At 40.1% G+C, this 26,586-nt stretch carries 20 protein-coding genes and 1 pseudogene; 7 read left to right on the top strand and 14 right to left on the bottom strand.

Features of this window, described 5'->3' with window-relative positions; genetic code table 11:
* Positions 1–82 precede the first annotated feature (82 nt).
* The 5 genes from ACXAGV_RS00990 to ACXAGV_RS00970 all read left to right on the top strand — a co-directional run bounded on the left by ACXAGV_RS00990 (position 83) and on the right by ACXAGV_RS00970 (position 5,341).
* Entirely contained in the window at positions 83–1,129 is a 1,047-nt protein-coding gene (locus tag ACXAGV_RS00990; RefSeq protein ID WP_474871065.1) for a glycosyltransferase family 2 protein, read from the top strand.
* Between the two features lie 14 nt (positions 1,130–1,143).
* Entirely contained in the window at positions 1,144–2,037 is an 894-nt protein-coding gene (locus ACXAGV_RS00985) for a glycosyltransferase (protein WP_474871063.1), read from the top strand.
* Positions 2,037–3,488, top strand: coding sequence for an oligosaccharide flippase family protein (locus ACXAGV_RS00980; protein WP_474871061.1), 1,452 nt, complete (start codon positions 2,037–2,039; stop codon positions 3,486–3,488). Before ACXAGV_RS00985 ends, ACXAGV_RS00980 begins: the two co-directional genes overlap by 1 nt.
* On the top strand, positions 3,457–4,377 hold the full coding sequence (locus ACXAGV_RS00975; RefSeq protein ID WP_474871059.1) for a polysaccharide pyruvyl transferase family protein: 921 nt from the start codon (positions 3,457–3,459) through the stop codon (positions 4,375–4,377). The genes ACXAGV_RS00980 and ACXAGV_RS00975 overlap by 32 nt, the downstream gene beginning before the upstream one ends.
* A gap of 61 nt (positions 4,378–4,438) precedes the next feature.
* Positions 4,439–5,341 carry a polysaccharide pyruvyl transferase family protein gene (locus ACXAGV_RS00970; protein WP_474871057.1) on the top strand — a complete coding sequence of 301 codons (903 nt, stop codon included), beginning with the start codon at positions 4,439–4,441 and terminating at the stop codon, positions 5,339–5,341.
* A 170-nt stretch (positions 5,342–5,511) separates the two neighbouring features.
* Here ACXAGV_RS00970 and ACXAGV_RS00965 read toward each other — a convergent pair whose 3' ends face one another.
* From ACXAGV_RS00965 to ACXAGV_RS00910, 12 genes and pseudogenes are all read right to left on the bottom strand, one after another.
* Complete coding sequence (locus ACXAGV_RS00965) at positions 5,512–7,464, bottom strand: acyltransferase family protein (protein WP_474871056.1); 1,953 nt, start codon at positions 7,462–7,464, stop codon at positions 5,512–5,514.
* A 50-nt stretch (positions 7,465–7,514) separates the two neighbouring features.
* A complete protein-coding gene (locus ACXAGV_RS00960; protein ID WP_474871054.1) occupies positions 7,515–8,315 on the bottom strand; it encodes a sulfotransferase family protein in 801 nt (266 codons plus the stop codon).
* The gene (locus tag ACXAGV_RS00955) at positions 8,312–9,652 is read right to left on the bottom strand and encodes an O-antigen ligase family protein (protein ID WP_474871052.1); all 1,341 of its coding nucleotides are present in this window, start codon (positions 9,650–9,652) and stop codon (positions 8,312–8,314) included. Before ACXAGV_RS00955 ends, ACXAGV_RS00960 begins: the two co-directional genes overlap by 4 nt.
* Complete coding sequence (locus ACXAGV_RS00950) at positions 9,649–10,833, bottom strand: glycosyltransferase family 4 protein (RefSeq protein WP_474871050.1); 1,185 nt, start codon at positions 10,831–10,833, stop codon at positions 9,649–9,651. The genes ACXAGV_RS00955 and ACXAGV_RS00950 overlap by 4 nt, the downstream gene beginning before the upstream one ends.
* 9 nt (positions 10,834–10,842) lie before the next feature.
* The gene (locus ACXAGV_RS00945; protein ID WP_474871048.1) at positions 10,843–11,955 is read right to left on the bottom strand and encodes a glycosyltransferase family 4 protein; all 1,113 of its coding nucleotides are present in this window, start codon (positions 11,953–11,955) and stop codon (positions 10,843–10,845) included.
* Positions 11,955–13,853, bottom strand: coding sequence for an asparagine synthase (glutamine-hydrolyzing) (gene asnB / locus ACXAGV_RS00940; RefSeq protein ID WP_474871046.1), 1,899 nt, complete (start codon positions 13,851–13,853; stop codon positions 11,955–11,957). The genes ACXAGV_RS00945 and asnB overlap by 1 nt, the downstream gene beginning before the upstream one ends.
* A gap of 13 nt (positions 13,854–13,866) precedes the next feature.
* Positions 13,867–14,943, bottom strand: a complete 1,077-nt coding sequence (locus ACXAGV_RS00935; protein ID WP_474871044.1) for a GNAT family N-acetyltransferase — start codon at positions 14,941–14,943, stop codon at positions 13,867–13,869.
* Positions 14,936–15,961 (bottom strand): polysaccharide deacetylase family protein, encoded by a 1,026-nt coding sequence (locus tag ACXAGV_RS00930; protein WP_474871042.1) that lies wholly within the window; start codon positions 15,959–15,961, stop codon positions 14,936–14,938. Before ACXAGV_RS00930 ends, ACXAGV_RS00935 begins: the two co-directional genes overlap by 8 nt.
* Positions 15,954–17,066 carry a glycosyltransferase gene (locus ACXAGV_RS00925; protein WP_474871040.1) on the bottom strand — a complete coding sequence of 371 codons (1,113 nt, stop codon included), beginning with the start codon at positions 17,064–17,066 and terminating at the stop codon, positions 15,954–15,956. Before ACXAGV_RS00925 ends, ACXAGV_RS00930 begins: the two co-directional genes overlap by 8 nt.
* 2 nt (positions 17,067–17,068) lie before the next feature.
* On the bottom strand, positions 17,069–18,073 hold the full coding sequence (locus tag ACXAGV_RS00920; RefSeq protein ID WP_474871038.1) for a glycosyltransferase family 2 protein: 1,005 nt from the start codon (positions 18,071–18,073) through the stop codon (positions 17,069–17,071).
* Positions 18,074–18,110: 37 nt separating this feature from the next.
* The gene (locus ACXAGV_RS00915) at positions 18,111–20,297 is read right to left on the bottom strand and encodes a hypothetical protein (protein WP_474871887.1); all 2,187 of its coding nucleotides are present in this window, start codon (positions 20,295–20,297) and stop codon (positions 18,111–18,113) included.
* A 210-nt stretch (positions 20,298–20,507) separates the two neighbouring features.
* Positions 20,508–20,690 (bottom strand): annotated as a pseudogene (locus ACXAGV_RS00910) (hypothetical protein); the annotation flags it as partial.
* 292 nt (positions 20,691–20,982) lie between these two features.
* On the opposite strand from ACXAGV_RS00910, the gene ACXAGV_RS00905 reads away from it, so the two are divergent.
* Positions 20,983–22,188, top strand: coding sequence for a glycosyltransferase (locus ACXAGV_RS00905; RefSeq protein ID WP_474871036.1), 1,206 nt, complete (start codon positions 20,983–20,985; stop codon positions 22,186–22,188).
* The gene (locus tag ACXAGV_RS00900; RefSeq protein WP_474871034.1) at positions 22,185–22,766 is read left to right on the top strand and encodes an acyltransferase; all 582 of its coding nucleotides are present in this window, start codon (positions 22,185–22,187) and stop codon (positions 22,764–22,766) included. The genes ACXAGV_RS00905 and ACXAGV_RS00900 overlap by 4 nt, the downstream gene beginning before the upstream one ends.
* Here the strand turns inward: ACXAGV_RS00900 and ACXAGV_RS00895 are convergent.
* Together ACXAGV_RS00895 and ACXAGV_RS00890 are read right to left on the bottom strand one after the other, a co-directional pair.
* On the bottom strand, positions 22,720–23,853 hold the full coding sequence (locus ACXAGV_RS00895; protein WP_474871032.1) for a GNAT family N-acetyltransferase: 1,134 nt from the start codon (positions 23,851–23,853) through the stop codon (positions 22,720–22,722). The two genes, ACXAGV_RS00900 and ACXAGV_RS00895, sit on opposite strands and share 47 nt — an antisense overlap.
* A 14-nt stretch (positions 23,854–23,867) precedes the next feature.
* Complete coding sequence (locus ACXAGV_RS00890; protein ID WP_474871030.1) at positions 23,868–26,546, bottom strand: tetratricopeptide repeat protein; 2,679 nt, start codon at positions 26,544–26,546, stop codon at positions 23,868–23,870.
* Between the last annotated feature and the right edge of the window lie 40 nt (positions 26,547–26,586).

Below are 26,586 nucleotides of genomic sequence, written 5' to 3'. Positions count from 1 at the left end.
TAAAGCATATCAAGTTATTATTAATCCTCAGTCTAATTCCCGTAAATTTAGTTACCGGAGAAGTTTTGCACATTGGAGCACCATGAACTTGGAAAATTTATGTCTACCTGTCTCGGTAATCGTTCCACTTTACAACCGAGAGGCTTTTCTTCCTCAACTTTTTAGGACCTTGGAGTCTCAAACATTCAAAGAGTTTGAGGTCATTCTTATTGACGATGGAAGCAGCGATGGCACTCATGCGTGGATAGAAAAGCATTTTCGGGAATCTGTTCTGACTTATCAATATGTTTATCAGGATAATGGTGGGCCCTATAAAGCAAGAAACAACGGTTTAAAACACGCAAAAGGTAAATATATCGTCCTTTTTGATAGCGACGATGAATGGCCAGATTATCATTTAAAGCAATTTTTTGATGCCATGGAGTCAAACAAAGATATCGACTGGATTTTTGCGAGTATAAAGATAATTGAGCACGAAAGCCGAAATGTATTGCAAGAGTCAAACTTCGTTGACAAACGTGGCAATGAGCACCCTGTCATTTCACTTCAATCTGAAAGTAGGTTCGTTGGAGACAGGGAAATTAAGGTCATTATAGACCCGAGGCTTCCTGAGACGATCATAGAGCATACACTTCCCGGTAGCATGCAATGTTCAATAATCAAAAGGTCTGTGTTCGACAGTCATTTGTTTGATGAGAGCTTTAGAACTGCTTACGACCGTTTCTATTGCATGAAGACTGCCATCAAAGGGTTTAAGTTTGGGTACCTCAAAAATACTCATCTTATCTATCATGTGCATGACGATAACATTTCTACCGTATCAGCTAATACCCCAGCTGAAAAATTAAAGAAAAGCGCGATAACAATGATTAGGGGATATAGATTAATTGAAAAAGAAGCAGTGAATTCGAAACAAAAAAAAGCAGCAAAAAAGCGTGTTAGCGAAGTTCATGCGTGGGAGCTCTCTATGGCTGAACAATCTTTAGGTGATTACAAGGCAAGTATAAGTGCCATTTGCGTCGCTATAAACAATAGCCCTAAAAATTTTCTGTTTTACAAGTCACTGTTTGCAACTCATGTCAAGTTGATTTTATCTAATCTCATCAGTTTTATTAGGGTAGATAAATAATGTATGAAGTTACGATGGATGCAGTAATTCCTCATTATGGCGAATTGACGCAGCTATTAAATATATTGGATTGTTTCCAATTGGCTGATAAGCCGATTGGTTTTGGGAAGATAATAGTTGTCGAGAATGGACAAGAAGCAAACGCTTCAAATGTTACCAATTTATATCCTAGCTTAAACATCGTTTATATTTACACAGAAACCGCAGGTCTAACCAATGCGAGAAACTTAGGTGTTAAATCTAGCGGGGCTAAGTTCATTTTACTTCTTGATAACGATCTAAGTTTCAGTAAATCTTTTCTCAGCCACTATTACGAAGCATTCTCTAAGCGCGGGCAAATGTATTTTTATGGTGGCCAGATAGAACCCGTTTTTGAAAGCAGTCCCCAAGAGTGGTTGCTTACTTACTGCCCTACGTCGGTCAAGGGGTTGTTTTTCGATGAAGATTCAGAGACGAATAAACCAGAGTTTTTAGGTGGTAATCACGCAATTTCTCGAAAAGCTATCGAATTACTTACTAACGAAAACGGTCAAGTTTATGATGGGGAATCGGCTACAGCTGAATCAGGCGGTATTGGAGAGGAGACGCGTCTTCAAAACTATTTACTCGCTAAAGGCTTTAAGGGATGGAAAGTATCAGCAGCTACGGTGCTACACCCTGTTCCATCAGAGTCTTTAACTTATGAATGGGTTTGTAATCGTAGATACCGTGCTGGTTTAACTGCTGGAAGTACAGAGTTAGCAACTTATGAGGCTGTCCCTGTGTGGCTTTCTAAAATATTTTACTCAAACTCCATCAAAGAGTGCGCTTCTTTTTTGTTTTCAAAAAGACTCGCCCTTAAATATGGCGTTTCTCGCGCGTGGGCTAAAGGTGCTATTGACGCTATTAAAAGCAGGACTCTGAAGTAGTGGCGTCATTTCGTTCAGCGTTAAAATTTTCTTACCTTGGTGGTTATGCAGTAATAGTATTCCAGCTTTTGACATCCATGGTTGTTGCTCGATTATTAGAGCCTTCGGACTTCGGACTCTACTCTGTCGCAATGGTGTTTGCAGTCATAGCTGAATTAATCAGAAATTTTGGGGTGAGTAATTACATAATAAAAGAAAAGGAGCTCACAACGCAAAAGCTCGAATGTGCGCTTTTTCTTTTGATAGTAACGAGTTCGTTTGTTGCGGCGTTGCAATTTTTTATGGCAGTCCCAATTGGCAACTTTTATAACGAAGCGCGTTTGACCGCGGTATTACAATTATTATCGCTTAATCTTATGCTTATTCCTTTTGGCGCTATCACGAAGTCTCGTTTAAGGCGAGAGTTACGTATGAAAGAACTATCCATTATTGACGTAACTAGTAATTTAGTGGGTTCTCTCATTACGTTAAGTCTTGCTTATATGGGGTGGGGCGTGTTCTCACTACCGCTAGGGCTAATAGCAATATCACTTACTTCAGTTCTAATAACATTTTTTTTCCGATACGACGATAACCCCAAACGTTTAAGAGTGAAGGGAAGCAAAGATATCTTCTCTTTTTCATCAATAGTTGGACTAACCGGAATTGTAAACCATATTGGAAATAGTTCTCAGGATTGGTTGTTAGGTAAACTTGTTGGAATGGAGAGCGTCGGTTTGTACTCTAGAGGCTCTTCCACTGTAGCGTTATTTGACCGTTTGGTGTCTAACCCTGTGAATTTATTAATAGCCCCAGTTTTTGCAACCAAAGCAAATTCGGGAGAGGCAATAGTTCCCACATATATTAAGCTGACTTGTATTCAAGCATCAATCGCTTGGCCTTGTTTGATAACGCTAGCATATTTCTCAGAACCAATAATAAACCTTTTATACGGGGACCAATGGTTGCTCGTTTCAGATTTACTTATTTGGATTTGCTTGGCAAAGATCTTAATGACTATTACTCAGTATGCTAATGAGATCCTCGTCGGAATTGGCAAAGCTGGGGAAGTTTTCTACGCGAACTTGTTAATGATGATCGTGAAAATAGCAATTTTAATAGCATGTATTGACTTAGATTTAGTTTATATAGTCATGGCTGTGTCGCTATCAGTTCAAACGATTAGATTATTTACTTATCTTTTTATTCTCAATCGCTTATTCAAACTAAATGTCGCCTTGTTGGCAATTAAGCTTGCGAGAGTAGCGTTTGTTTGTGGTTTATCCGTTAGCCCATTACTTTTATATGATAGAAATGAGGTAACGTTGACACTGGTTTTTCTACCATTCATTTCTCTTCTGATTTGGTTTTTCTCCTCAAAGTTAATGAAGTTAGATGTTTACCTTGAAATAGACAAAGTAATTGAAAGGATGTATTTACGTGAAAACTTTAGAAAATATTTTTCTAACTAACAAAGATAAAAAGCATATATTTGTTCAACCTGGGGGCAACTGGGGCGATTACCTTATATATTTTGGACTTGAATGTTTGGCAAAGAAAATTAACCTTAGCTATGAAACATTTAAGATTAATGAATTTTTCGATTACACGCCTAAACCGAATGAAGTGATTTATATCCATGGTGGTGGTGCATTCAACTCTTGGTCAACTGATGCAGGGTTTAGAGCTTTGAAACACGCGATAAACTCAGATGCTTTAGATGTGATCTATGGACCTTGTACGTGCTCACAGGATGTTGAGTTTTTAGAAGGAAAGTTTGGCGAAATCATAAACGCAAAGCGCAAATTTACGTTGTTCGCAAGGGAGCTAACAACTTACTCAATATTCAACAACTTAAATTGTTTGAAAGGAAGCGCTGAAGTATTGTTAGATAACGACACAGCATTTCATTCAACCAAAGCGGCGTTACAGGTGCTTGCTGGAGAAGAAAAGTATAACTATTCTCTCTACGGTTACAGGATTGATAAAGAAGATAGCGGTATAACATTTGTGCCGACTCCGCAATTTTTACTTGTAGACCCGCCTGAAATAGCCAAAAGTTTCGCACATTGGGTGAGAATTCACCTGCATGCAAAAGAGATAGTAACCAATAGAACACATTCTTCAATCGTTGGTTCTATCCTTGGGAAACCGACTACGTTATTTGATAATAGTTACCATAAAAACCGAAGTATTTGGCATTACAATCTTGAGGCGCGAGGGGTGAAATGGATAGAGGCTTCTGAGGCAATTAAGATTGTTGAACCAAAGGGATTAGCTAGATTAATTCCCAAAAAGCTAAACACTAGTTGGAAACTTAATACGCTCTTTAGAAGGCTGAGAGGGTTTCCTCAATGTTAAGATGTAATTTTCCGACTAATTTAAATAAAAATTTACGAATATATGCTTTAGGACTGAATTGATGAAATACTGTTTATACGAATATTCCAACTCTGATAACTTAGGGGATGAAATACAAAGCATCGCAGCTAAGCGATTTCTACCGACAGTAGACTTCTTCGTCGATAGAGATAATTGGGATTCAAGTAACGTTACGGAGCCTGCGAGGCTGATCGCTAACGGTTGGTATACTCACAATACAGCCACATGGCTACCATCAAATGAGTTTATTTCTCCGTTGTTTATATCGTTCCACATTACGCCCCAAGCGCGTCCGGTTTTTGAGAAAAAGGAGACGTTGGAGTTTCTTCAGCGCCATGGACCTATCGGTTGTCGTGATTTTGAAACTAAAGAGTTTTTGCAGAGTCGAGGTGTGGACGCATACTTTTCTGGCTGCTTAACGCTTACCTTACAAACTCGCGATATACCGAACAAACATAATTCTACTGTATTCATGGATATCCCTGAGCGTCTAGTTTCAAAGATGCCGAGCAAACTGGTAGATAATCAATTAACTGTAAAGCAATACTACGATAAGACTCTACTATTGCTTCAAAAGGTCGACAATAAGTTGGGGACCACATTAGCCCGAAATATCGGCTTTAAACGAGCGCAAAAGCTTTTGGATACCTACAAAGGTGCCAGTCTTGTCATAACACAAAGGCTGCATTGTGCTTTACCTTGTACTGCCATTGGGACTCCAGTAGTTTTCCTTGTGCCGCATTACAATGATGCTCGTTATAAAGGTCTTATTTCGCTGACTAATCATATGAGCTATGACGAATTTTTAGAAAATCCATCGAGCATATTAGCGCTGAATAACAGAGAGGCGGATAAAGCAAAACTACTAGGTGAAAAGCTTTCTACTATTTGTAACAAATTTATCGCTGATGGCATAAAACCAGAATGCTATGACCTATTGTAGTTTGTGATTGAGTTCTTAAGTTAAATCTATTTTAATTATTTTGAATAAAGCAAGTAATCGAAATGTATTTACTATTTGGTCTGGGTTGAGATTTATGTTTTTTACGCCATATTTATGCAAATTATGGCGTAGTTAAAGTTTTGGCTACGAAGGCCTTAAATTTTGCATGATTACTCTTGTTGAGCGCCCGCTCTTTTTTGCATGCTGTATAAATCCTCTATCTTTAAGTCTCCCAATACCAATTTTGAACCTTCAATTGTCAGGTGCCCGTTGTCTCTATACAGCCACGTTTCATTCTTTGAAGTGATACACCTACCTTTTTCACAAAATAGCGTTGAGACATCAAAAAAGGCGCTAACGCTCTCCAGTTCTTTTAAGATGGTTGTTACACCGTTCTGGTGCTTTTGGTAAGTTTCAAAACTAATAGTACAGTCGCCTAGTAGTAATAGAGCAGGCCCATACTCTCTCTCTAAACACTCTCCAATGTTTCTCCCGTCTCTAGGGGGGGGAGATACGAACACAATAGATTTCCCAGCTTTATTTAGTTCATTTATCATAAATTTATATGAGTCAACGAGTACTGAGCTACCAGTTATAATTCTACCATCATTCACTAGTATATCGTTCTCTAAGTAAAACTCGATTGAGGAACTTAGAACTACGTTTCTGATATTGTCGTTTTTTCTAATGAAATCGAAAGCTAATGCATTGAAGTTAATACAATCTTTAGCCCATTGTTCGCTGTAATTCGAGTTGACAATAGCAATATTTAAAAATGGACCGCACATACTTTTCGTTATTTGGCCAATGTTATTTTTTATGCTGAGCCCAGGCACCAAGTGCATGGCGTAACTATCCCCCCAAATAACAGTGTCGAACGATCCACTATTAGTACACTTAATATTCATATTTAATCTGTCATCTATTGCATCTTGGCACTCTTGCGAAAACCCATAATTCAATTCCTTTTGGGCCATAACTCTATTATCAAAATTTTCGTTTATTGGTAGTAAGGTAATAATGATAGGAATAGTTAAAACAAGGACGGTAGCGAAAACGAAGTTCCGTAAGCTCGATAGCTGTAACGGAGCACCTTTGTGACGAAAAGGTGTTTCAACATATTTGTATTGAATTTGACCCAAAAAAATCGAAAAAATTATGATTAAGCAACTCACAAGGAGTGGTGTTTGCCCAACGTAAGCTAAATAGGAGAATGCAAATAAAGGCCAATGAATTAGATAAATAGAGTATGACCAGTCACCAACCTTAATTACCATTCTATTAATAAAGTTTTGCGAAAGCCATAGATCATCGCCTAATAGAATAACAGCCGTACAGCATGCAATGATTAGTGCTTCTATGCTTGGGTGGGAATGCGTTATTTGTAGATAACCTAAGGTCAGTATTATAGAAAGGCAAGCAATCTTAGTACGCGGAGTGACTGCAATTCGTTTATTTAAATACAACCATGCAGTGACTGAACCTGCTAGAAGCTCCCAAGCTCTTGTTGGCAATAGATAAAATGACCACTCATATTTGCTGACATCGCTAAAACGCCAAAGCAAGGGTACGTTTTGGTCAGTAGCATAAGACCATGAAAAACACATGTAAATACTGGCCATAAAAACAGATATTAATGCTGCAACCCGAAGCCCTTTGGGAGTTAAAAATAATACTAGAGGCAACAAAAAATAGTATTGTTCTTCGAGAGATAAGGACCATATGTGGAGAAGTGGTTTTCCTTCTGCTGCTGCATCAAAGTAACCAGTCTGCGTGGGAAGCACCATATTTGCACTAAATGTTACTGCACCTATCAATTGATAGGAAAAGTCTTTTAGCTGTGAAGCGGTAAGAAAAAGTATACTTAGTAGCGATGTTAATATAAGTGTTACATATAAAGCAGGAAGGAGTCGATTCACACGTCGTTGATAAAAGTTTAAGAAGCTAAATTTATTCTGCTCTATTTGCTCTAGAATTAATTTAGTGATTAAAAAACCTGATAGCACGAAAAAAATATCTACGCCGAGAAAGCCTTGCGGTAAAAAGTCTAATCCGCTGTGATAAAAAACTACGTAGAGAACGGCAATACCTCTCAAAAATTGAATATCGTTGCGCACATCCATCCTTTTTACCTAATTATATGAACTTAAAAGTATAATTCATACATTGAAGTTTATTTAGTTTTCCAATGAGAAAGCTCAATTTGCAGTAACTCTTCTAGCTTTTCAATATCTCCCAAGAACTTGCTTTTGTGAATATTGTTAACTTTCAACTCTTTTTTCCTTCCTCCTGTATTATACTGCTCCTTAATAACACTTCCTAACCAACCGGACTTGATATATTCAACTAGTTTAGATAAACCCAATTTTTTAAGGAACTCTTGGGTACGGGGAAATATAATTCTATTCACACGGCTATTCAGAATAGAGGGGGTAAAGCTATCATCAACATTTAAAAAACCATAAACCCCCTTTAAGAATGATCGAGGTTCATTTTGAAGTTCGTCATAAAATGCTAGGTGTATATTGTTGCGAGGAAAAGACTTAAGGATGTGTTCTACAAATGTCGCTTGCATGCTTAGCGTACTAATTATTGGTACTTGCTCCATTGCTTCGTCAAAGGTCATTCCATTGCATTGATTTGTTAGGCTTAATTGATAATGGGAATAACTTCTCGCTACCGGTTCTCGTAAAATTAATATAATTTTAGAATTCGGCATGGCAGCAGATATTCGGTCAATAGCTGACTTAATATGGTAATAATTTGGTGAAAGTTCACCTATTGCTTTATGTTCAGCACCAGCGTCTTCGAAAAATGACGCATAATATTCTATTCCTTTTTCAAAATGACTATTGAAGAAATTTAGCTCTTTTACCTCTGGCACATACACCTCAGGGTGTTCTTTTAGGCATTCATATAACCACGTTGTGCCAGCCCTTTGTACGCCTACACAAATAAAATTAGGAAGAGTCATAGGTTGTTCCTTTTTCTTAAACTCGCTTCTTGCCTTGAAGGTTGGTGATCACTCTTGGATAAATACATATTGAGACAGCAAGCGGAAAGCGCGACGAGCCAATATAGTACTTCCGCACGCATTCTATTAATGAATGTCATACAAACGATAAATGTTACAAAGCCACTAGACAAAGAAAGAACAAATGAACTAGCAATAAAGTCTTTTCGCTTCCACAATTCTTTTCTTACACGAGCGAAAGCTTTGAATGTGTGCCATATCATAAGCGTGAAAAACAAAAGGCCAAGAAAACCAGCTTCGGAAAGTGTTTCAAACCATGTCGAATGAACAGCCCGTTGTCGAGACTTTCCAGTGTCGATATGAGTTGGAATATAGTATGTCCCATAATATTGAAAGGCTCCTGCTCCCGCTCCGAAAGGGTAGTCTTTGGCCATTTTTATTGAGGCAAGCCAGAAAAAGACGCGAGTTGAACCTGTCTCTTGCTCTTCGTTCAGTGTTGATTGCTCTTGAACAGTCATCATTCGATTAATAAAGGTATCGTCTGCTAGCCTAAAGAAGGCACCTACAAAAAGTAGCATACCAAGGAAAATTGTACCTTTTTCCTTGGCAGTGAAAGCTTTATTTCTAAAGCTAATGAATAGAAAATAAGAAACGCCCGCGACAACTCCCAAAAATGCGCCTCTACTGTTAATCAATATCAGCGAGTTTAAGGAAAAAATTAACCCAATAGAATATACTCCGCGTAGGATTAACGATTTATGAGCAATAAGCTTAGCTATAAATATTACAATAGTTGGGGCCAATGCCGCTGCCACTAGATTAGCATCGGGGGCATCGACCATTCCCACACCAGCCACTCGGCCTGAGTTATCGCGGCCCCAACCAAATATATAAAAAGCTAAAAGGAAAGAACTGAGAAGATATGTATCGACTATCCAAGAGATATGTTTTTTTTGAGTACATAATTTGACTATGAGAAATGTCACTGCGGCCACTGTAAGCAGTGCATCCATCGCTGAAATATGATATTGAAGATATGGCGCATTAAAATAAGCTGCACAAAAACAAATTATGGTTAGCCACATAAATCCGATTTGTGGATGTTTAAAGTATTTGTTCGGCCAGTATTTTCCAAATCCTATGAAAAATACGATTAACATTGTTAGCACAAGATAAAACTGTGCACCTAGAAAGGGTAAGTAGCTTCCCCACCACTTATTCTGTGGGTTTAAGAAGTAATCGAGTTGGTACACCATAAAAATAAGCACGGGGCCGTGTCGTAAAGACATTGCCAGGCCCGTCAAAAATGGTAATAAGTAAAGTAGTGCAGATATCACTTGGTAGGCTCCAAGCGTTCTATGTTCTGTATTACCTCAGGGCCTTTTATTTCCCAATCAAATTGCACTGCATGTTTACGGGCACATAACCCCATTTTTTCGCGCTTTTCATCATCGCTCGCCAACAAAACTACATGCTTAATAAGTCTATCTGGCATAGTACAATTTACGCTAAAGCCAGTTTGGCCGTGCACTAATGTTTCGGGTGTGCCGCCAGACATGCCACCTATAACAGGTATGCCGCAGGCTTGCGCTTCTATCATTACTATTCCAAAGCCTTCAATATTACGCCCTACATCTCTATTGGGAAGAACAAATACATCTGCTTGTTGATAACATGCAACCATGGCTTCATCGCTCACATTGGGCATAAACCTGATGTGATCAGCCAAGTTCAGTTCGTGAGTTAGTTGTTTAAGGTATTCAATACGGGGGCCACTGCCAATAATGGCATACAGCGCATTGGGGACGCTTTTCACAATATCTGCCATGGCCTTAACCATCATATCGTGGCCTTTGCGTTCCTCGAGCCTTGATACAGTCACCAATACAAACCTGTCTGTCCATCCAAGCTTTTTTCGAGTAAATTCACAGCGGGGGGCTGGTACGAATGCAGATGTATTCGCCCCAGGATTAACAATGCAGCATTTATCTTTTTGAACATCCCAATGCTCAAGTAGTAAGCGATGTGAATTTTTACTATTACAAATGAGAAGGTCTGCTCGCTTAAGCACCGGTCGTAGCATGGCAGTCATGCTTCGGCTAGTCGCACTATTCTCAATATCTTCACCATGTATGTAACAATAATAGGGAATACCTTTGAAAAGCTTGAACAGCATGGCAACAAAGCCCTCAGGAATGCATCGCCCGCAATGAATAGCCGTTACATGGTATTGCTTAATAATTTTTCTAAGTTTTAGGAAAAGCTTAGTATAAAAAATAAGGCCGCCCAGTGAAAATAGCGCCCAATCAGACCACGACGAATAATTAAAAGAAATTCTATGAATTTTTAGTTCGGCTTTACTATCAAAAAGAGTGTCATCTTCTGCGTTACCGGCAACCACAACATACTTGTCGGCATCTTGGCGAGAGTATACTTCCCATAACCAACGACCACTTCCACCATGCATTGGTGGGAATACTTCAGAGAAAACCAACTCTACTTTTTGTTTATCTTTCACGTTAAATTCTCACTGAACCGACGGCATAAGGTAATTGTATTGAGCTCGGAATGCTTCGTTCATTTTTTGTTCACTAAATTGCAATTCAAATTTTTCGATAGCATTTTCACCAAAATTTTCTCGCATTTCATGGCGCTGTGTTAATTGTGATATTGCTGCTGCAAATGCATTTTTGTTATCGTTTTCTGTTACTAGGCCGTTAGTATTGTGAGTGACAACTTCAGCGTTGCCGCCTGCATCGGTTACTACACAAGGTTTGCCTAGGCTCATTGCTTCAAGCAATGTCATCGACGTTCCTTCACTTAGCGATGAAAGTAAAAAAACGTCCATTAGCGCTAAATAGTTTGCGGGCTTGGCAATATAGCCAGTAAAAATAACGTTATTGTTAATGCCTAACCTATCTACTTCTTGTAGCAGTGCTTCACGCATTTCCCCGTCACCCACAAGCAGTAGATAAAGGTCGTTTTGGTCTTTTGCGGCATCTGCAAATGCATTAATCATCATAAGCTGATTTTTAATCGGGTCGAACCGTGCAATGGTACCCAGTATTATATCGGTTTCATTAAACCCTAGCTGCGTGCGCAACGCATCTACTTCGTTCTGCTTTACCACTAATGGTTTAATGCCGTTGTAAATCACGTCAATCTTACGGCTAGGAATGAACTCATAGGTAGTCAATGCTTCACTTGTCGCCTTTGAAATGGCGGTTACCTTCGATGTGAAAGAGAGTAATATCGGATTAACGAGCTTTCTTTTCCAGCTTGTACTGTCGGGGTAAAAGCGCCCATGCTCTGTGAAAATAACCTTTGTTTTTGTAAAGGCCGCTGCTAACGCACCGTATACCCAAGGGGTGTATTGGTGGCAATGTAATATATCTATGTTGTTTTCTTTAATGTGTTGTCTTAATGCTTTAATTAGCAAAGTATCAAAACCTGGCTTGCGTTCTTTTGTGGTAATGCAAATTCCAGAGTGCGCTAGCTCTTCACCCCAAGGGCCTAAAGGGGCTTCTATGCAATAAATCGACATTTCGATATTTGCATTAACATTTCCCTCAATGATGTTCTTAATAACCATTTCAGTGCCGCCAATGCGCATATCGTAGGTAACGTGCATTACTTTCATTATGATGTACGCTCTTGCATAACGGCATATCGGTCGTACCACATTTGGTACATCAGCATGCTCCACAATACAATGCCGTGGTCTTTCGTGCGGTTTTGATGCTCCTGCCAAATAGAATTAATAGCGGCTGTATTAAATACATCGCTTAAACCCTCATTGCATTGAAGCAGTCTTGATTCTGACAATGCTTTTAACTCGCCCCTGAACCATTCATCTAAGGGGGGGCTGAACCCCATTTTTTTTCTATACAGTAAAGAATCGGGAATAAACGGTTTAAACACTTCTTTAAGTAAATACTTCTTTTCACCATCACGATATTTTTGTGACGAGGGGAGGGTAGCGGCAAATTCTGCAACTTGATAGTCGAGAATAGGGGCTCGTACTTCTAAAGAATTAGCCATGCTCATTCTGTCTACTTTCACCAATATATCGCCGGTCATATAGGTTTTAATATCGGTGTACAAAATTTTACTTAAGTGATCTGGCCCATCAGCGTTGTTGTACATATCAAGCGTGTATTGGCTTGGGTGGTAACCGTTAAGCGTTGTGGCTACGTTGGGTTTTACCAGCTTATTCCACATATCGTCGGTCATCATACTGTTTGTGATGAAAAAGCCCATTGCGGGGTCGTGCGATAAACTGGTAAGTAGCGACTTCCCTTTTCTTCCAATACCCCCTGGCAATACGCCTACTATTTTTGCAAGGCTTGGGAATATCGTTTTTCTAATGCTTTCAGGAAACTTATTCCTAAGTTTGTTTTCAATGTCATCCGTAGTGTACTTTTGATAGCCGGCGAACATTTCGTCGCCGCCATCGCCGGCCAATGCCACGGTAACGGCCTTTCTGGCCAGTTCAGACACAAAAAACGTTGGTACTAACGAAGGGTCGGCAAAGGGTTCATCAAAAAAGCTAGCAATGTGTTCTAATTGTTCTGCAACATTTTGATGTACAGTAAACTCATGGTGTTCTGTTTCGTATTTTTCAGCTATTTCACGTGCGAAATCTGCTTCGTTAAACTCTTTATTATCAAATCCAATGGTACAGGTTTTAACCGGTGTTTCGCTTATCTCACTCATCATCGCCACAACGCCCGAGCTATCTACACCGCCACTCAAAAAGGCACCTAAAGGTACATCACTAATCATGCGTTGTTTGGTTACTTTTTCGAGTAATGCTTTTAGCTGGACCTTGTTTTCTTCTTCGCTGGCTGAAGAAACATTTTTAAAGCTTAAGTCCCAATACTCATGAATGTTAAAACCGTCTTTGTTTAAAACAAGATAATGGGCGGGGGGAAGTTTGTGTATGTGTTTAAATATACTTTTGGGGTCGGGCACGTACTGATAAGCAAAAAAATCGTAAACCGCGTCTAACCGAATTTCTCGCGGAATATCTTTTAGTGCAAGTATTGCCTTAATTTCTGAACCAAACGCAAAGCGCCCGTTGTCAGAAAAATAATAAAGGGGCTTTTTGCCTAAACGGTCGCGGGCGATAAATAGCTCTTGTTTTGTTTTGTCCCACAGGGCAAAGGCAAACATTCCGTTCAGTTTTTGGAGGCATTTAACGCCTTCACGAGCGTAAAGTTCTAGAATAACTTCAGTATCGGTATGGCTTTTGAAGGCAACGCCTTGTTGCTCAAGCTCTGCTCGTAGTTCTAAGAAATTGTATATTTCGCCATTAAAAACAATAACTAAATTATTGTCGGCAGAATACATAGGCTGGTTACCCGCCTCAGATAAGTCGAGAATACTCAAACGGCGATGGCATAACCCGATGTGATCATCTAGGTAGATGCCGCTGGCATCAGGACCGCGATGCAAAATAGCGTGGTGCATAGCGTGAAGTGCTTCTTCACCACCTTCGTTGTAATTAAATAAACTAAAACCTGCGATACCACACATGTTTTCTTATTCCCTATAAGCTGATATGCGGTCTGATTGTCGAACCAACGGCTACGGTAATTGTAAGAGGAAGCTTTTTCCACATATTTTCAGCGATGGGGCGCAGTTTACCTGGCGACGCGGCTGCTAGCTGCTCTTTTATAAGTGCACCGTGTTGATCAAACTTTTGCCAATGTAGCAACTGAGGCTGTGCGCCCCACTGCTTCTTAAATTTATAAGTGCCTTCTTCGTAGGTAGAGCGGCCGAAATCAAACGTCTCAATGCCTGAATCTGCACAGTGTTCTAATAGCGACCAATAAAGCAACATGTTAGGGGCCAATTTATTGTATTCGCGAAGGGTAGACGCCCATGGAATAGACGCATTAGCAGCGTTTTTTAATACAAGGCCACCGCCAATGGGGGTGTTGTCTTTATAAACTACGCTAATTATACAGCTTTCTTCGTAAGCACCGACTATTTGTTCGAACCATTTTTTTGCATGCACGGGTGAACCCAAATCGCGCATGTTCTTGGTGTATACCGTATAAAAGTCGTTAATTAATGTCTGATTAGTACCAAGCGAAGCGATGAGCCCGTTTTTCTCTGCCTTTCTTATTTGGCTGCGAAGTTTAGATCTGAATCCTGCTAGCAATTTTTCACTGCTATTTGGTAATGGAAGTAGCATTCTTACTTTTTGATTTTCTAAACTACTAGGTGATTGTGGCTCAGTTTTTATGTTACGTATTTCGAGCGCTTTACCGCCGGTTGCAGAAAGCTGCTGAGTTAAAAATTGTTGCAGTTCAAGTCCTATATCGTCGTTATCTGCCAGCGCATACCCCACATCACAATATGGCAAAGCGCATATTTGTTTGCCTAAAAAAGGCGTTTTCATTAATACTGCTGGCAATACGCCCACTATTTTTCTTGAACTTTGGTTTGTTGCTAATAGCCCTAATGGCTCGTGCCCGTAGGAGTATTTTACAGCATTTAGCCATGCAAATTTATGATATGCAGAGGCTAGTTTGTGCGCACTCACATAAGTATCCCACTCTGCAACATCTGATAGAGTAGCAACTTGGATAACTATTTGCTCATCGCTGTTATTATTCACAATGCTGTCCTTGCGATAGCTGTGTTGTAACAGCACCCTCTTTTGCCGTAAGTCGCGTTGCCGCTTCAGAGATGGTGCAATACGAAACGTTTGCTTTTGCTTCTAGGTGTGCAAGAAACCGTGAGATGCGAGAGCAAATTAGCTCATAGGCATTGTCTACGTTTAAAAGCCCGGTAACACCATCAATTAAGCTAGAACTATGTAAGTACATGTGAATTACATTGTGTTGCTTATCCAAACAGGTATCACTTAGCTCAATCATACTTTTTGTATCAGATAGCTCAGGGCTTAAATATATTTTCTTAAGAATTTTAGTGTGCCAAAGAAGGCCTACAGCTCTTATTGTTGAAAATGGCGGTTTTGATAACCTAGTGTGGATTCTATCCGCTTTGCTGAAATCAGCCACATTAAACCCTGCCGTTACCGGCAATTCCATAATATTTTGCTGTTCACCTGGTACCAAGGCATTCTCAAAACTGGGGTAGTAAGGAGTAACGGGGGCGCCTTTGCAGTGAAAAAATTCATTTTCGTAAAAGGGGTATACACTGCTGTCTACAGTTATGCCTCTTGAGGCCAGCAGTTCAAGAGTTTTACCTTTCATACCCCAGCGCCCGCTTCTAAATGAACGAGGCATTACCCCTATTTTTTCATTTATAACGCGGTGCAGTTCGTCTAACTTTTGTACTACTTGCTCTTCTGGTAAGTTTATTACGTGGCTTTCGGCTTCGGTAGTTTTACCGAAATACGGTGGGTTGCACCATGGATGCAAATGGGCACCTACTTCTGCTTTCTTTCTATTCACAAATTCGCGAAGGATAGCGCTACCTTGTTCGTCGTTCGCTACAGCGTAGTCGACAAAATAGGTGGGCCTTATGCCTAACGTTTCACAAAAGGTTTGGAATGCAGGTAGCTTTTTTACGTTTTGTACCGAACAGTTATGCTGTGGAAACTCTTCGTCCCACCGCCATTCTTCTTCTGTATCTATAGTAAGAACAAATAAAACGTTGGGTTTACCCATTGCGTTTCTCATTCAGCATAATAGAAAATAATTCATAGTATTCGTCAGCCATACGCTGAGCCGAAAAATTCTCTTGTACAAAGGTACGTGCATTTTGTGCTAGTTGCTGGGCATATCCGGTGTCGTCTAGTAGTGTTTCCCAGTCTTTTTGTAACTGTTCGGTATCATGCAAAGGGGTAAGTAAACCACTTTCTCGATGAGTAATGAGTTGATCGATACCCGCAATATCGTAGGCCGACACTGGAATTTCCATTGCGCACGCTTCCATTAAACAGCGCGGTATGCCTTCCAGAGTAGAAGTCATAACAAACATATCAAAATCGCGTAGCTGTTCTAACCTATCGTTTCTAAAACCCAAGAATGAGATAGCACCGGAGCTACTGAGAGTATGAGCATAGGATTCTAGTTTAGGGCGGTCTTCGCCATCACCAAGAAACACTAGACGAATGTCTTGTCGTTTTTTATATAGAGCGTCGAAACAGTCGAGTATGGCGGTAATGTTTTTGCGGCTGATCATTTGGCCCACAAAGCCAATAGTTTTCACACTACCTTGTGGTTTCGGGGTTTTAGTTACTCGTACTGCTTCAACCTCAGAAAGGTCTACACCGTTTTGAATATAGGACAGTTTGTCCTCGGCAATGTTGAATTTTTTTACATCAGCCAATAACTGCTTTGATAGAGGAACCACTTTATCGGCAAATCGCATGACTTGGCATCCCGCCCAAATAAAAAGTCGAAGCTTCAAGTCTGCCGCATTTTCGAACCCATGTGGCGTTACCACGCAAGGGATACCGGCTTTTTTAGCGGCCATCACCCCTAAAATATCCGACTTGTAGCCATGAGTGTGGATAATGTCGATATCATTGTCTTTTATTAGCGCGGCGAGCCTTTTTACTGCACCTAAATCAAACCGGCCCTGCATAGGAACGTGATGAGTTTTACCAATAGATTGGAATTCCTTAACCAGCTCTAAGTCTTCCGTACCCGGCTCTAAGGTTACTCCCAACTCGCTAGTTACATCGCTTGGCATATGTTTAGAAAGTGCTAATACCCAGCGCTCTGCGCCATAAAACCCTGTAGAACAAATAAACTGCAATATTTTCATTATTATTTATGCGTGTTGGTGGTTACCGCGCCGCGTGCTCCTAGTAGTGTTCCTATGGCTCTCGCTGGGAAGTACACAAGATAAAAACGTAGGCAATTAAAAAACGATACGTCGTTGCCTACTAATTTTTTAAGTCGAAGCGTGTACGCCAAAAGAGGTGCTCCTGCAATTAGACTAAATATAATAGCGAAGTTAATTCGTGAATACAGTAGGCTAAGCAATAAAATTATCAATCCTAGAGTTACGGCAAAAGGTACAATAAAACTAGGTAACTCACGAAGGGGGATGGGCCTGCCGCTTGTTGATGCAATATTAGATTGCCCACGCCATATTTCTTTTTTAAACATGGGGCCGAAGGCTTTATCTTCCCCTAGGTGCACATAATGGGTTTCAGAAGTATAGTAAAGACCGCCTTGCTCGCTTACTTGCCCGGTAAAGTAATAGTCTTCACAGGTGAGTAGGTGCTCTGGAAAGCCGTTAACCCTGGCAAAGGTATCTTTAAGTAGAAAGAGGTTTCTGCCGGGCAAGAAGCTCACAGTGGTATCGAGCTCTGCATTACTAAGCGCTGTTCTAATTCGCTCTAAAGGCGTAGCGTGTTCTGAGTTTATTTGCATGGCTGCGGCAAGCGCGAGCGACGGAGAGTGCTGCAGTGTATGAAGCATAACCTCGGTGTAGTTTGCTGCAAGGCATACATCTGCATCAAGAAAGGCTAAATAGGTGCTTGTAGCTTTGTCAGCGCCAAGATTTCTTGAGTGCGATATACTATTAGCTTCGTCGTTGTGTATTACTATAAGTGAAAAATACTGCTCGTACTCGGCTAAGCCTTGAGACACATTTTCGTTTTGACTAACAATTATCACTTCAAACTTGTCAGCGTCTAACGTCTGCTGTTTTATACTCTCTAGAGTTTGTAGCAGCATAGTCTCGCGACCTTTATGAGGAATAATAAAGCTGACTACTTTGTGCATGTTGGTGTTGCTTGCACTATTGCTTATAGGGCTGTTCACATCGCTACTCATTATTTTAAACTGGTTGCTAAGGCAATCACGGCTTACCCAACCACTGCTGTAATTTCGGGAATCGTTTAACCGCTTGGCTGCGCTCTTTGCTTAATGAAAAATTTCGAAGTGTATGCGAAATGAAGGTGGTGAGGTTTTCAGTTTTTACTGGAAACTCTCTGCTACTGTTATTTAACGCACCTTGTTCTTTTTCATGAGGCTTTCGTGAAAGTTCTTTTAATAGGTCTGTTGTGGGTGCAGCTGCGCTTTCGTAGGCATCAAAATTCATATTTTGCATCATTAGACATAAAACGCGTGTGGTTTGGCTTTCTTCGCTATTGCTTAGCCTGTCGATAATTTGGTGCTGAAGGCTTTGTTTTTTTTGTTCGATTGCTTGAGCGAGTGTTGGCATATAGGGTTTTGCGAAAGCAAACAAGCAGAGTTTGCGTAAGTCTTGGCCTGTCCAGGTTTCGTTTGGGAATTCTAAAATTTCGGGCTTGTCTAGATACGCATATTCGTGATCAAGCATGTGGTTTACGTAATGCGTTAAGGCACTTACTGCATAGGCATAGTCGTTGTCGGTTTGCTTAAGTTTTTCCTTTATTGTAATGAAACGGCAAACCGCTTGAAAAAAAACAGTATAAAACCAAGTGGCTTCAATATTGTGTAGCTGGCGCTGCGCAATGCAATCATTTGGAGATACTGTGTATTTTATAATATGGGCGCACTTCTTAATGTCGCTTATATCATCAAGTAGAGCGTACCTGTCCATGAGGGCCTGTAGATAATTACCGGTACCTCTATCGAGAGGGTATTGGCCTGTCTTTACATTTTTTAAGCCTTCCGTGCCGGCATTTTTTATCGATAGCAGCGCATTTAATAGCGTGCCGTCTCCTTCGTAGTAACTCTCGATCCAGCTGCAAATTTTAAGTAACGCTTGTTTCGATGTATCACAGCCAGTTAACAAGTAGTGATGCAATAAACCGTTGGTGTAACAATGCTGCCCACCTGGGCCACCACCGCCCGCATGATCTTCGTATACTCCAGTGGGCTGATTTTTGGAGTAGGTTCTGTGCGTTGCTGTATGGGCCGGCACGTAATGGTCTGTATGCCAAAACAATCCGCCAGAGTATTCAGGTTTATCTAACGTAGTATGATACACATCTATATTTGCCACATGCTTAGCTAAATTGTCGGCCAGCGTTTTCCAGCGCTGATCGCCGGTTACCGCCCACTGATAAAGCATTCCACAAAGAGGGTCGTATTGATTATTGTAATGCGACACAAAAAAAAGAGTATCAGGGGCTAATGCCTTTTCATGGTCGGCATACAACTCGCCAAAATGTCTCCATCCGTACTCATCAATGGCGTCGCGCTTGTGAAAAAATGAACTTTCACCATCTACGCCTTTATCTACCAGTTGCTGAAGTTTTTGAGGAGCATTAAAGGGCGCAAAAGGAAGGCAAGAAGAATACTGAAGCCAGTCTTTGCAGAGTGTTACTTCGAAAGCTGTAATTGGAGTGTTAGATAATGTTACGCTGCGGGTCAGTTGCTCTCCGGGCTGTAACTCTTGTGGTTCGCTATTCTTCGCGCCTAACAAGCTCACAAACGTGCTATCATTGCTGGCGGTCATCATTGAAGGAAAATGTTGCCAGAACTCTTTTACCTCAAGTACTAAACAGGAGTTTCCCTCTAATTCGAACGTGGCATACGGTTGGCATTGGTCCGCTTCGTATTCTAATTCGTCATTACAAAAAACTTTAACGCCTTTGTGGGTTAAGTTAACTTGGTTTGTAGCGTTGACGTGAACGGGGCTTTGCCAATTCACCTTTCCGCTAGAAGCCTGATGAACTAAGGTATCTCCATCGGTGGCAACAACAGTCTTTTTTTCGTTTAGTCTTATAGTATTGGCTTGTTTACTTACAGCGAGTGACAACTCATTGATGTAAACAGATGAAGGGTCGCCTAAATCCCACTGGCCATTTGAGTGAAGGGATGCAGCAGGGTTTGTGATGCTTACGTTATTTAACACGTCACCATCAGCTAAAAAAATTGTGCTTTGGAATTCAATATCTAGCACTTTGTCCAGAATTTGAAACTGCCCTTTATGCTTGATTCTTACTGCTACATTCTGGCGATGACTTCGCAATACCTCATAACTAAACTCGCGAATACTCGCGAACTGCAATGCACGATATTTATTGTTGTTATAGTGAGTTAACCACGTTGACATTTCGCTGTTAATGTCAATCGAGCCTGGCTTATTGCACTCAATTGATATCGTTTTGCCATTTGATAATAGTATTTTTATCTGTTTTTTCGAATTAACATGTTTCACTGGGTTAGTGAAATGAGGCAGGGAAGCTGTTGTTAGCTTGAGAGAATAATTTGCCGTTGAATTGGAGGGTAAAGACGTTATTCCAGTGATGTACAACCATTTTATTGAGCCGTCGTGCCACAAGTGCCTTATTTCCAATGAAGCGTTCACATGTTCATCATTTTCATCAATTAACTCAAGTGAGTCAGTTACTGAAAACTTTCCTTTTGGGCAGGGGACTCCCACGCTGAAAAAACCGCGTTGAGTATGTGAACTCGCGTTACGTAAACTAAAAACAAAATGCTGCATTGTGTTACTTACTTATCGTCCATGACTGATATGTGATGACTCGCCGATACTTTATATTACTTGTTATGTAATGCCAATGTGTTTGCCTATTTATACTGCTTAGCTAAACTTTTGACGCTCACGCGAAGCCGCCTTTCAATTGAGCAGGGTAACTATTTCAGGAAACTAGTTTTAGCTCAAGAAATTGTGAGCATTAGTGGAGTAATACATCTACATTTTGTAGTTTTGACGAGTTACAACCTTCAACGTACTATAGTGTTGAATTATATAAATTTTGCTAATGGACTAAACGATGGCGAAGCCGCGCAATATTACTGTAGTAGCACAACGAGTGCCTTACCCGCCAAACAAGGGAGAAAAGCTTCGTACTTATCATCAAATTGAGTTTTTAACTCACCTTGGCTATAGCGTTGAAGTGCTTAGTTTAGGTGAAAGCGAACAGGACGAAGTTGATGCTAATGCGCTTAGTAAAAAGCTGAATATTTCGGTAACCGTTTTTCCGCTTCCTAGCAAAATTAAGCGCTATAGCTGGGCTTTACTTAATGGGCAAGCCGTTAGTGTTGGGGCTTTTTATAGTAAAGAGCTTCAGGTAGAGGTAAACGCGCGGCTGAGTGGTAGTTGTGACGCGCTGTTGCTTAGCGCTTCGAGCCTAGGTTATTACGTTTTTAACTCTGCTCATTACAAACGCCGTTCGTGCGCCCTTTTTATGGATATGATGGACGTAGACTCTGACAAATGGCGACAATATGCTGAGTCTAGTTCATTCCCCATGCGCGCAGTATACCGTCGCGAGAGTGAGCAAGTTAGAAAACTTGAAGCGAGAGCAAACAAAGAGTTTGAAGGTACGTTTCTTATTGCGAAAGAAGAAACCCGACTATTCGAAAAGTCAGTGAGTGCTTTGAAGCCGGTTAAAGTACTTGGGAATGGTTTAGATTTTTCTGCCTTTTTCCCTCCATCAGCGCCCACAAATAATATGAACTTTTTGTTTACCGGTGTAATGGATTACAAACCGAACGTAGACGCGGTAATGTGGTTTGTAGAATGTTGTTGGCCGACAATAAAGCAACGTTTACCTAATGCTACTTTCACTGTGGGTGGTATGAATCCAATAAAAGAAATACAACAGTTAGCTGAGAACGACGACGCTATCGAGGTTACGGGATTTGTTGATGATATGCTGCCCCATTTTCATAAAGCCACCGCATTTGTGGCGCCTTTTCGATTAGCCAGAGGTGTCCAAAACAAAGTACTACAAGCTGCTGCATGTAAGTTGCCTGTAGTAACCACCAGCATGGGGGCAGAGGGGATAAGTTATGCTAATGAAAGTACTATGTTCATTGCTGATGACATAGATGCGTTTATAGATGCGTGCGTTTTGTGCGTAAATGAAACCGACACTGCCCGCCAAAAAGCAGAGCGAGCTTTTGATGCGCTACGTAGTAGTTACAGTTGGCAGCAACAGTTGCAGCCCCTTAAACAGGCATTGGAAGAAATATGAAGCAAATGATTAAACGTATTGCTTTTTTATTGTTAGCGTCATTAATAAGTCCTGTAACAGTGTCTTATCTGTTGTTGTCGATGATTGCAAATAAAGATTCGTTGATAGCGAGCTACAGTCAGTTTTTGTCGCTTTTACCCGGCAAGTTAGGCAGCTATTTGCGCAGCGGTTTTTATCGCTTTGTGTTTACAGAGTGCTCGCCAGACGCGTTGATTTCCTTTGGAACTTTGTTCTCTCAGCAAGACACCAGTATTAACGAAGGAGTGTACATAGGCCCTCAATGCAACATTGGTAAATGTGTAATAGGCAAAAATACGTTACTCGGCAGCGGCGTTCATATCATGAGTGGGAAAGGACAGCATAACTTCGATGACCCCACCAAGCCGATAAAAGACCAAGGCGGCACGTTTACCAAGATCAAAATAGGTGAAAATTGTTGGTTAGGGAATGGCGCTCTAATTATGGCTAATGTAGGGAAGGGGAGCGTGGTTGCTGCTGGTGCGGTTGTTATAAATGATGTACCAGCAAAGGTTATTGTTGGTGGGAATCCAGCAAGTGTTTTGAAAAAAATTGAGTAATACTCCGGACTACTGGTCTAACATGTCTAAAGAGTAATATCAAGTAACCTTTAGCATTCTTAAGAGGTATATCAACCGAGTAAAAGTACGAAGTTTTGTCACACAATGTCCTTTTGTATTGGGAGTATCCTCCCATGAAGTCGTATTCCAAAAAGTTCCTTTTTGAAAAGTATGACATTGCAAATAAATGAATTACGTAACCTGGTTTTATGTGACTTGAGGCGATGGCATGGTTGACACCAGAACAATAAAAGTAAACATTTTTTTCTCCTAGAAAATACAAGCAATAACCTATATTCACGTTTCCCGCACTAAAACGTAGGATCTTATAAGACTGCGGATATACTACTAATAATTTTAGCAATGTTTCCTTGAAAGTTGTGTTGTTAAAACCACTACCATGTACGGTATTATTCCACTTCTGTTTATGCAACGAACTCAAGCCACTAAAGAACTGTTCAATGTAAGAATTGCTCTCAGCAACATCTAACTTAATGGGACCAAAGCTCTCTTCTAATTTTCTGATAGAACGTCTGATCTTAGTTCTACTCTTAGACGAAAGCGTTGTAATAATTTCATCAACCGAGGAATGTGGTAGTAAGGTACGTATGAAACCTTCTGTAGAAACACAAGATGATTTATATGTTGATAACTCGACTAGCTTAGCGAGAGATGGACAACCCATCGATATTTTAAGTTGATGGTAGTTTCGTGCGGCAAGTTCTTCAAACAGTGCATTTATAAATATTACTGGAAATCGATCGCCACTAGACGCAGAAGAAAATAGATCATTGTATTCAATCCAGATTTGGTTATCACTGCATAGGCCGCTTTGGTTTAAATGAGCACTTCTAATTTGCAAACCGAAGTGATTTGTTATGCTTTCACCAATTAACACGAAGTGTTTGAGCTGACTATTGTCGTAAAGTGCAAAGCCATGAATTTCCCCTTTCTTAGCAGAGAACCAACTTTCTAGAAAAGCACGACTCAAAAAAGGACTTTTCGACCCAGCCTTGGCAAAATCCAAAAGCCCAGAGAGTTCACTAAATTGAATATTTTCAAACCAAATTGTCTGGGTTTTTGTCATAAATCGAACTTGTTTTACTTTAAGCGCTCCAGCAGGATCTTATCAGATTGGTTTAGTTTTTCAGAATTTATAGTTAAAACCAACTGTTTACTCGTCTCCAATTGTCCTTCCTCAGCAAAAGCATTGGCAAGCAAAAGCTTGTTCTCGTCAGTAGTTGCTGCCTCTGCTCGTTTTATTAGTTCTTTGAAGTCTTGTCGTGCGGTCAGTATACGAAATAAAGTATCTAAGTAAGTCGAGTTTGTACTATCCTCAGCAACTGCATGCTGTGCATTTTTTAAAGCTGCTTGATAGTCACCCACTAAAAACTGCGCCCATGCCAAATTATTAAGTACATCGGGTGTTACTTTGCCATTCTGGATGATTTCTAAATACAGAGATATGGCTTGTTGAGTGGCAGTTTCAATTTTGTTGCCCGCTAGTAAAAGCTTTACGCTGTCATCATTTGGATATTCGTTTAAGTGTTTTTCTAATAATGGTGAGCTATCTTTGCCTTTTCTAGTGTATAAATTATGAATAATCTGCAAGCTCTTTGGTGAGTTAGTCAGTTTATAATGTTGCGTCAGATTGTAGATGGCTTCTTCGAAATTGCCTTTACTGGCAGACAAAAAGCCCTGTAAGTAAAAAGGAAGCGGAGCTGGTAAGTTTTGATACTTGGTCAAGTTTTTGGCAAGTGCCTCTGCTCTTGCCAAGTTGTTTGTTCTTACCAAAAGTGTAAACTTATAAATATCAATAATAAGTTGATGATTTATATCGTATTTCCGAAATGGTACTTGCTCAATGACTTCCAAGGCTTCTGTAAGGGATTGTTGCTTTTCTAGATAGGATGCAAATGCAATGTATGGGCGGGACGTATCTGGAAGTGCATTTTTCCAAGAATCAAAGTTTTGTTTCAATTCTAAGTAATCTTGCTGTAACTCTGCTATTCTGAACTTAATTTCCCAATATTGGTTGATTTCTTGTACTGAACCTATGTCAAGGTTCTCGATTGTGCGCTCTGCAAATACATAATTACCGCTGTCTACAAAAACCCCAGCCTTGAGCAATTGAAATGTACTACTATTTTCACTGAGTTTTATGGCGTTGTCGATATGTGAAATGAGCAGGTTATAGGAGCTTTCATTATTATCACTTTTTTGATAGGCGGCGAAAAGTTTTAACGCAACAATATCCTGTTGGTTGCCGTCAAGAATTTTGCTCAGATAATTCATCGCCTCGATATAGTTTTGTTGTTTGGCAGCATTCTGACTCAAATACATAAGCGAAGCTCGGTTAGTTGGGTCAATGTCAAGAGCGCTCATATAAGTAGCGGATGCAGTTTCTGCATTTCCCATAGCAAGTTCAATTGCGCCCTTATAATTTAAAACGGTTAGTTTATCGTCCGTTTGATGTAGCCATTGTTTTACGTATTCAAGTGCAGCAGATAGTTGATTTTGATTTAACAGCATAGATAACTGGATTAAGTTGAAGACACTCTCCTTACCTGTATTTTCATTAAGGTTTAATCCTGTCTCGGCGTCATTTGTATAATCTATGACTGTGTTAAGTAGAGTAGAAGCTGATGAACCTTTCTCTAATAGCTTCTTTTGAATTTTTTCCCAATCGCGAGAGTCCACATCATGTCCAACCAATTGACCGATAGTCGCTAACTCTATATCCGAGTAATTATCAACCTCAGATAAGCGCTTAAGTGCTCCATCGGTAACACCGAGCTTTACTTGAGTGGCTGTCAGCATGGCTCTGGCCATTTTGTTGCTGGGTTGTAGACTGACGGATTTCTGAAAACTTGTTAAAGCTGACTCAAAGTTATCCAAACTAAACTCTAACAGTCCTTTAACTAAAGATGCTGTACTTGAATTCATCCCATAGGTATCTGCTAGCGCGGCATAGTTCAGTGCGTCTTTCAATTTTTTCTCATTTATCAAAACAACGCTTTTTAAATAGTTTGCAACGGGGTTCTTGGAAAAACGCGCTAGCGTTGCTGTTATCAAATTATCTGCTTCGTTATATCGACCTTTGATTAAAAGCGCTTCTGCATATGGGATGTGAATATTAACTGTGTTTGGAAATTTTTTATGGTATCGAGAATAAGCTTCAATAACGCCGTCCACGTTATTTCTTCTTCTAAATAGATCGGCAATTATTAATAATTCTTCGTCAGAAATACTTTGAGAAAAAATATTATCAATTGAAAGCTCTTCAGTTGTTGGGCGTGCGTAGTTTAATATTACAGTTAATGCTGCAGAAGAACTTAATGAATTGTTTGAGTCTTTCAGGTGACCAAATTTTACTACTTCAGCCCATGCCTGAGTCAACTCACAAGTGCTGCATTTTAAACTCTTATTAGCGTTTGAAATTGTCTGATACTGTAAATCGAAATTCAATAAAGCAATATGCGCAGTTATTTCTTCAGCTTTTTGTAGATCTTCATCTGATAACTGATTGACTGATATTCGTTCTAATTCTTTCTGCGCTCCTAGAATCTCCCCCCTTTTTAAATAAATTTCTGCCAAAAGAAGTCTTAATTCATTAGTGGTGTTATTTGCTATGCCTTCTTTTACGAGTAATTCAGCTTCTCTAATTTTTCCAGACTCAAGCATAGCTAGTGCTTCTCTGGATATCTCAGGTCCAGTTTTCTGTGAGCATGAAGTAACACAAAAAACACTTAGGGCGATTAGGATTAGTTTCTTATTCATGAACTTACTATATTTAGCTTGTATAACGTTACGGTATCTA

Source organism: Alteromonas sp. ABH4_453 (assembly GCF_056160665.1).
The sequence above is the reverse complement of the archived record's forward strand: the minus strand, read 5'-3'. Positions and strand labels throughout refer to the sequence as shown.

What these genes read in the sequence shown, in the direction of transcription:
- ACXAGV_RS00945 (WP_474871048.1), bottom strand. Translation starts at nt 11,955, where the DNA reads ATGAAAGTAATGCACGTTACCTACGATATGCGCATTGGCGGCACTGAA.
- ACXAGV_RS00990 (WP_474871065.1), top strand. Translation starts at nt 83, where the DNA reads ATGAACTTGGAAAATTTATGTCTACCTGTCTCGGTAATCGTTCCACTT.
- ACXAGV_RS00925 (WP_474871040.1), bottom strand. Translation starts at nt 17,066, where the DNA reads ATGAAAATATTGCAGTTTATTTGTTCTACAGGGTTTTATGGCGCAGAG.
- ACXAGV_RS00960 (WP_474871054.1), bottom strand. Translation starts at nt 8,315, where the DNA reads ATGACTCTTCCTAATTTTATTTGTGTAGGCGTACAAAGGGCTGGCACA.
- ACXAGV_RS00905 (WP_474871036.1), top strand. Translation starts at nt 20,983, where the DNA reads ATGGCGAAGCCGCGCAATATTACTGTAGTAGCACAACGAGTGCCTTAC.
- ACXAGV_RS00900 (WP_474871034.1), top strand. Translation starts at nt 22,185, where the DNA reads ATGAAGCAAATGATTAAACGTATTGCTTTTTTATTGTTAGCGTCATTA.
- ACXAGV_RS00970 (WP_474871057.1), top strand. Translation starts at nt 4,439, where the DNA reads ATGAAATACTGTTTATACGAATATTCCAACTCTGATAACTTAGGGGAT.
- ACXAGV_RS00930 (WP_474871042.1), bottom strand. Translation starts at nt 15,961, where the DNA reads ATGGGTAAACCCAACGTTTTATTTGTTCTTACTATAGATACAGAAGAA.
- ACXAGV_RS00895 (WP_474871032.1), bottom strand. Translation starts at nt 23,853, where the DNA reads ATGACAAAAACCCAGACAATTTGGTTTGAAAATATTCAATTTAGTGAA.
- asnB (WP_474871046.1), bottom strand. Translation starts at nt 13,853, where the DNA reads ATGTGTGGTATCGCAGGTTTTAGTTTATTTAATTACAACGAAGGTGGT.
- ACXAGV_RS00965 (WP_474871056.1), bottom strand. Translation starts at nt 7,464, where the DNA reads ATGGATGTGCGCAACGATATTCAATTTTTGAGAGGTATTGCCGTTCTC.
- ACXAGV_RS00915 (WP_474871887.1), bottom strand. Translation starts at nt 20,297, where the DNA reads ATGTCAACGTGGTTAACTCACTATAACAACAATAAATATCGTGCATTG.
- ACXAGV_RS00890 (WP_474871030.1), bottom strand. Translation starts at nt 26,546, where the DNA reads ATGAATAAGAAACTAATCCTAATCGCCCTAAGTGTTTTTTGTGTTACT.
- ACXAGV_RS00985 (WP_474871063.1), top strand. Translation starts at nt 1,144, where the DNA reads ATGGATGCAGTAATTCCTCATTATGGCGAATTGACGCAGCTATTAAAT.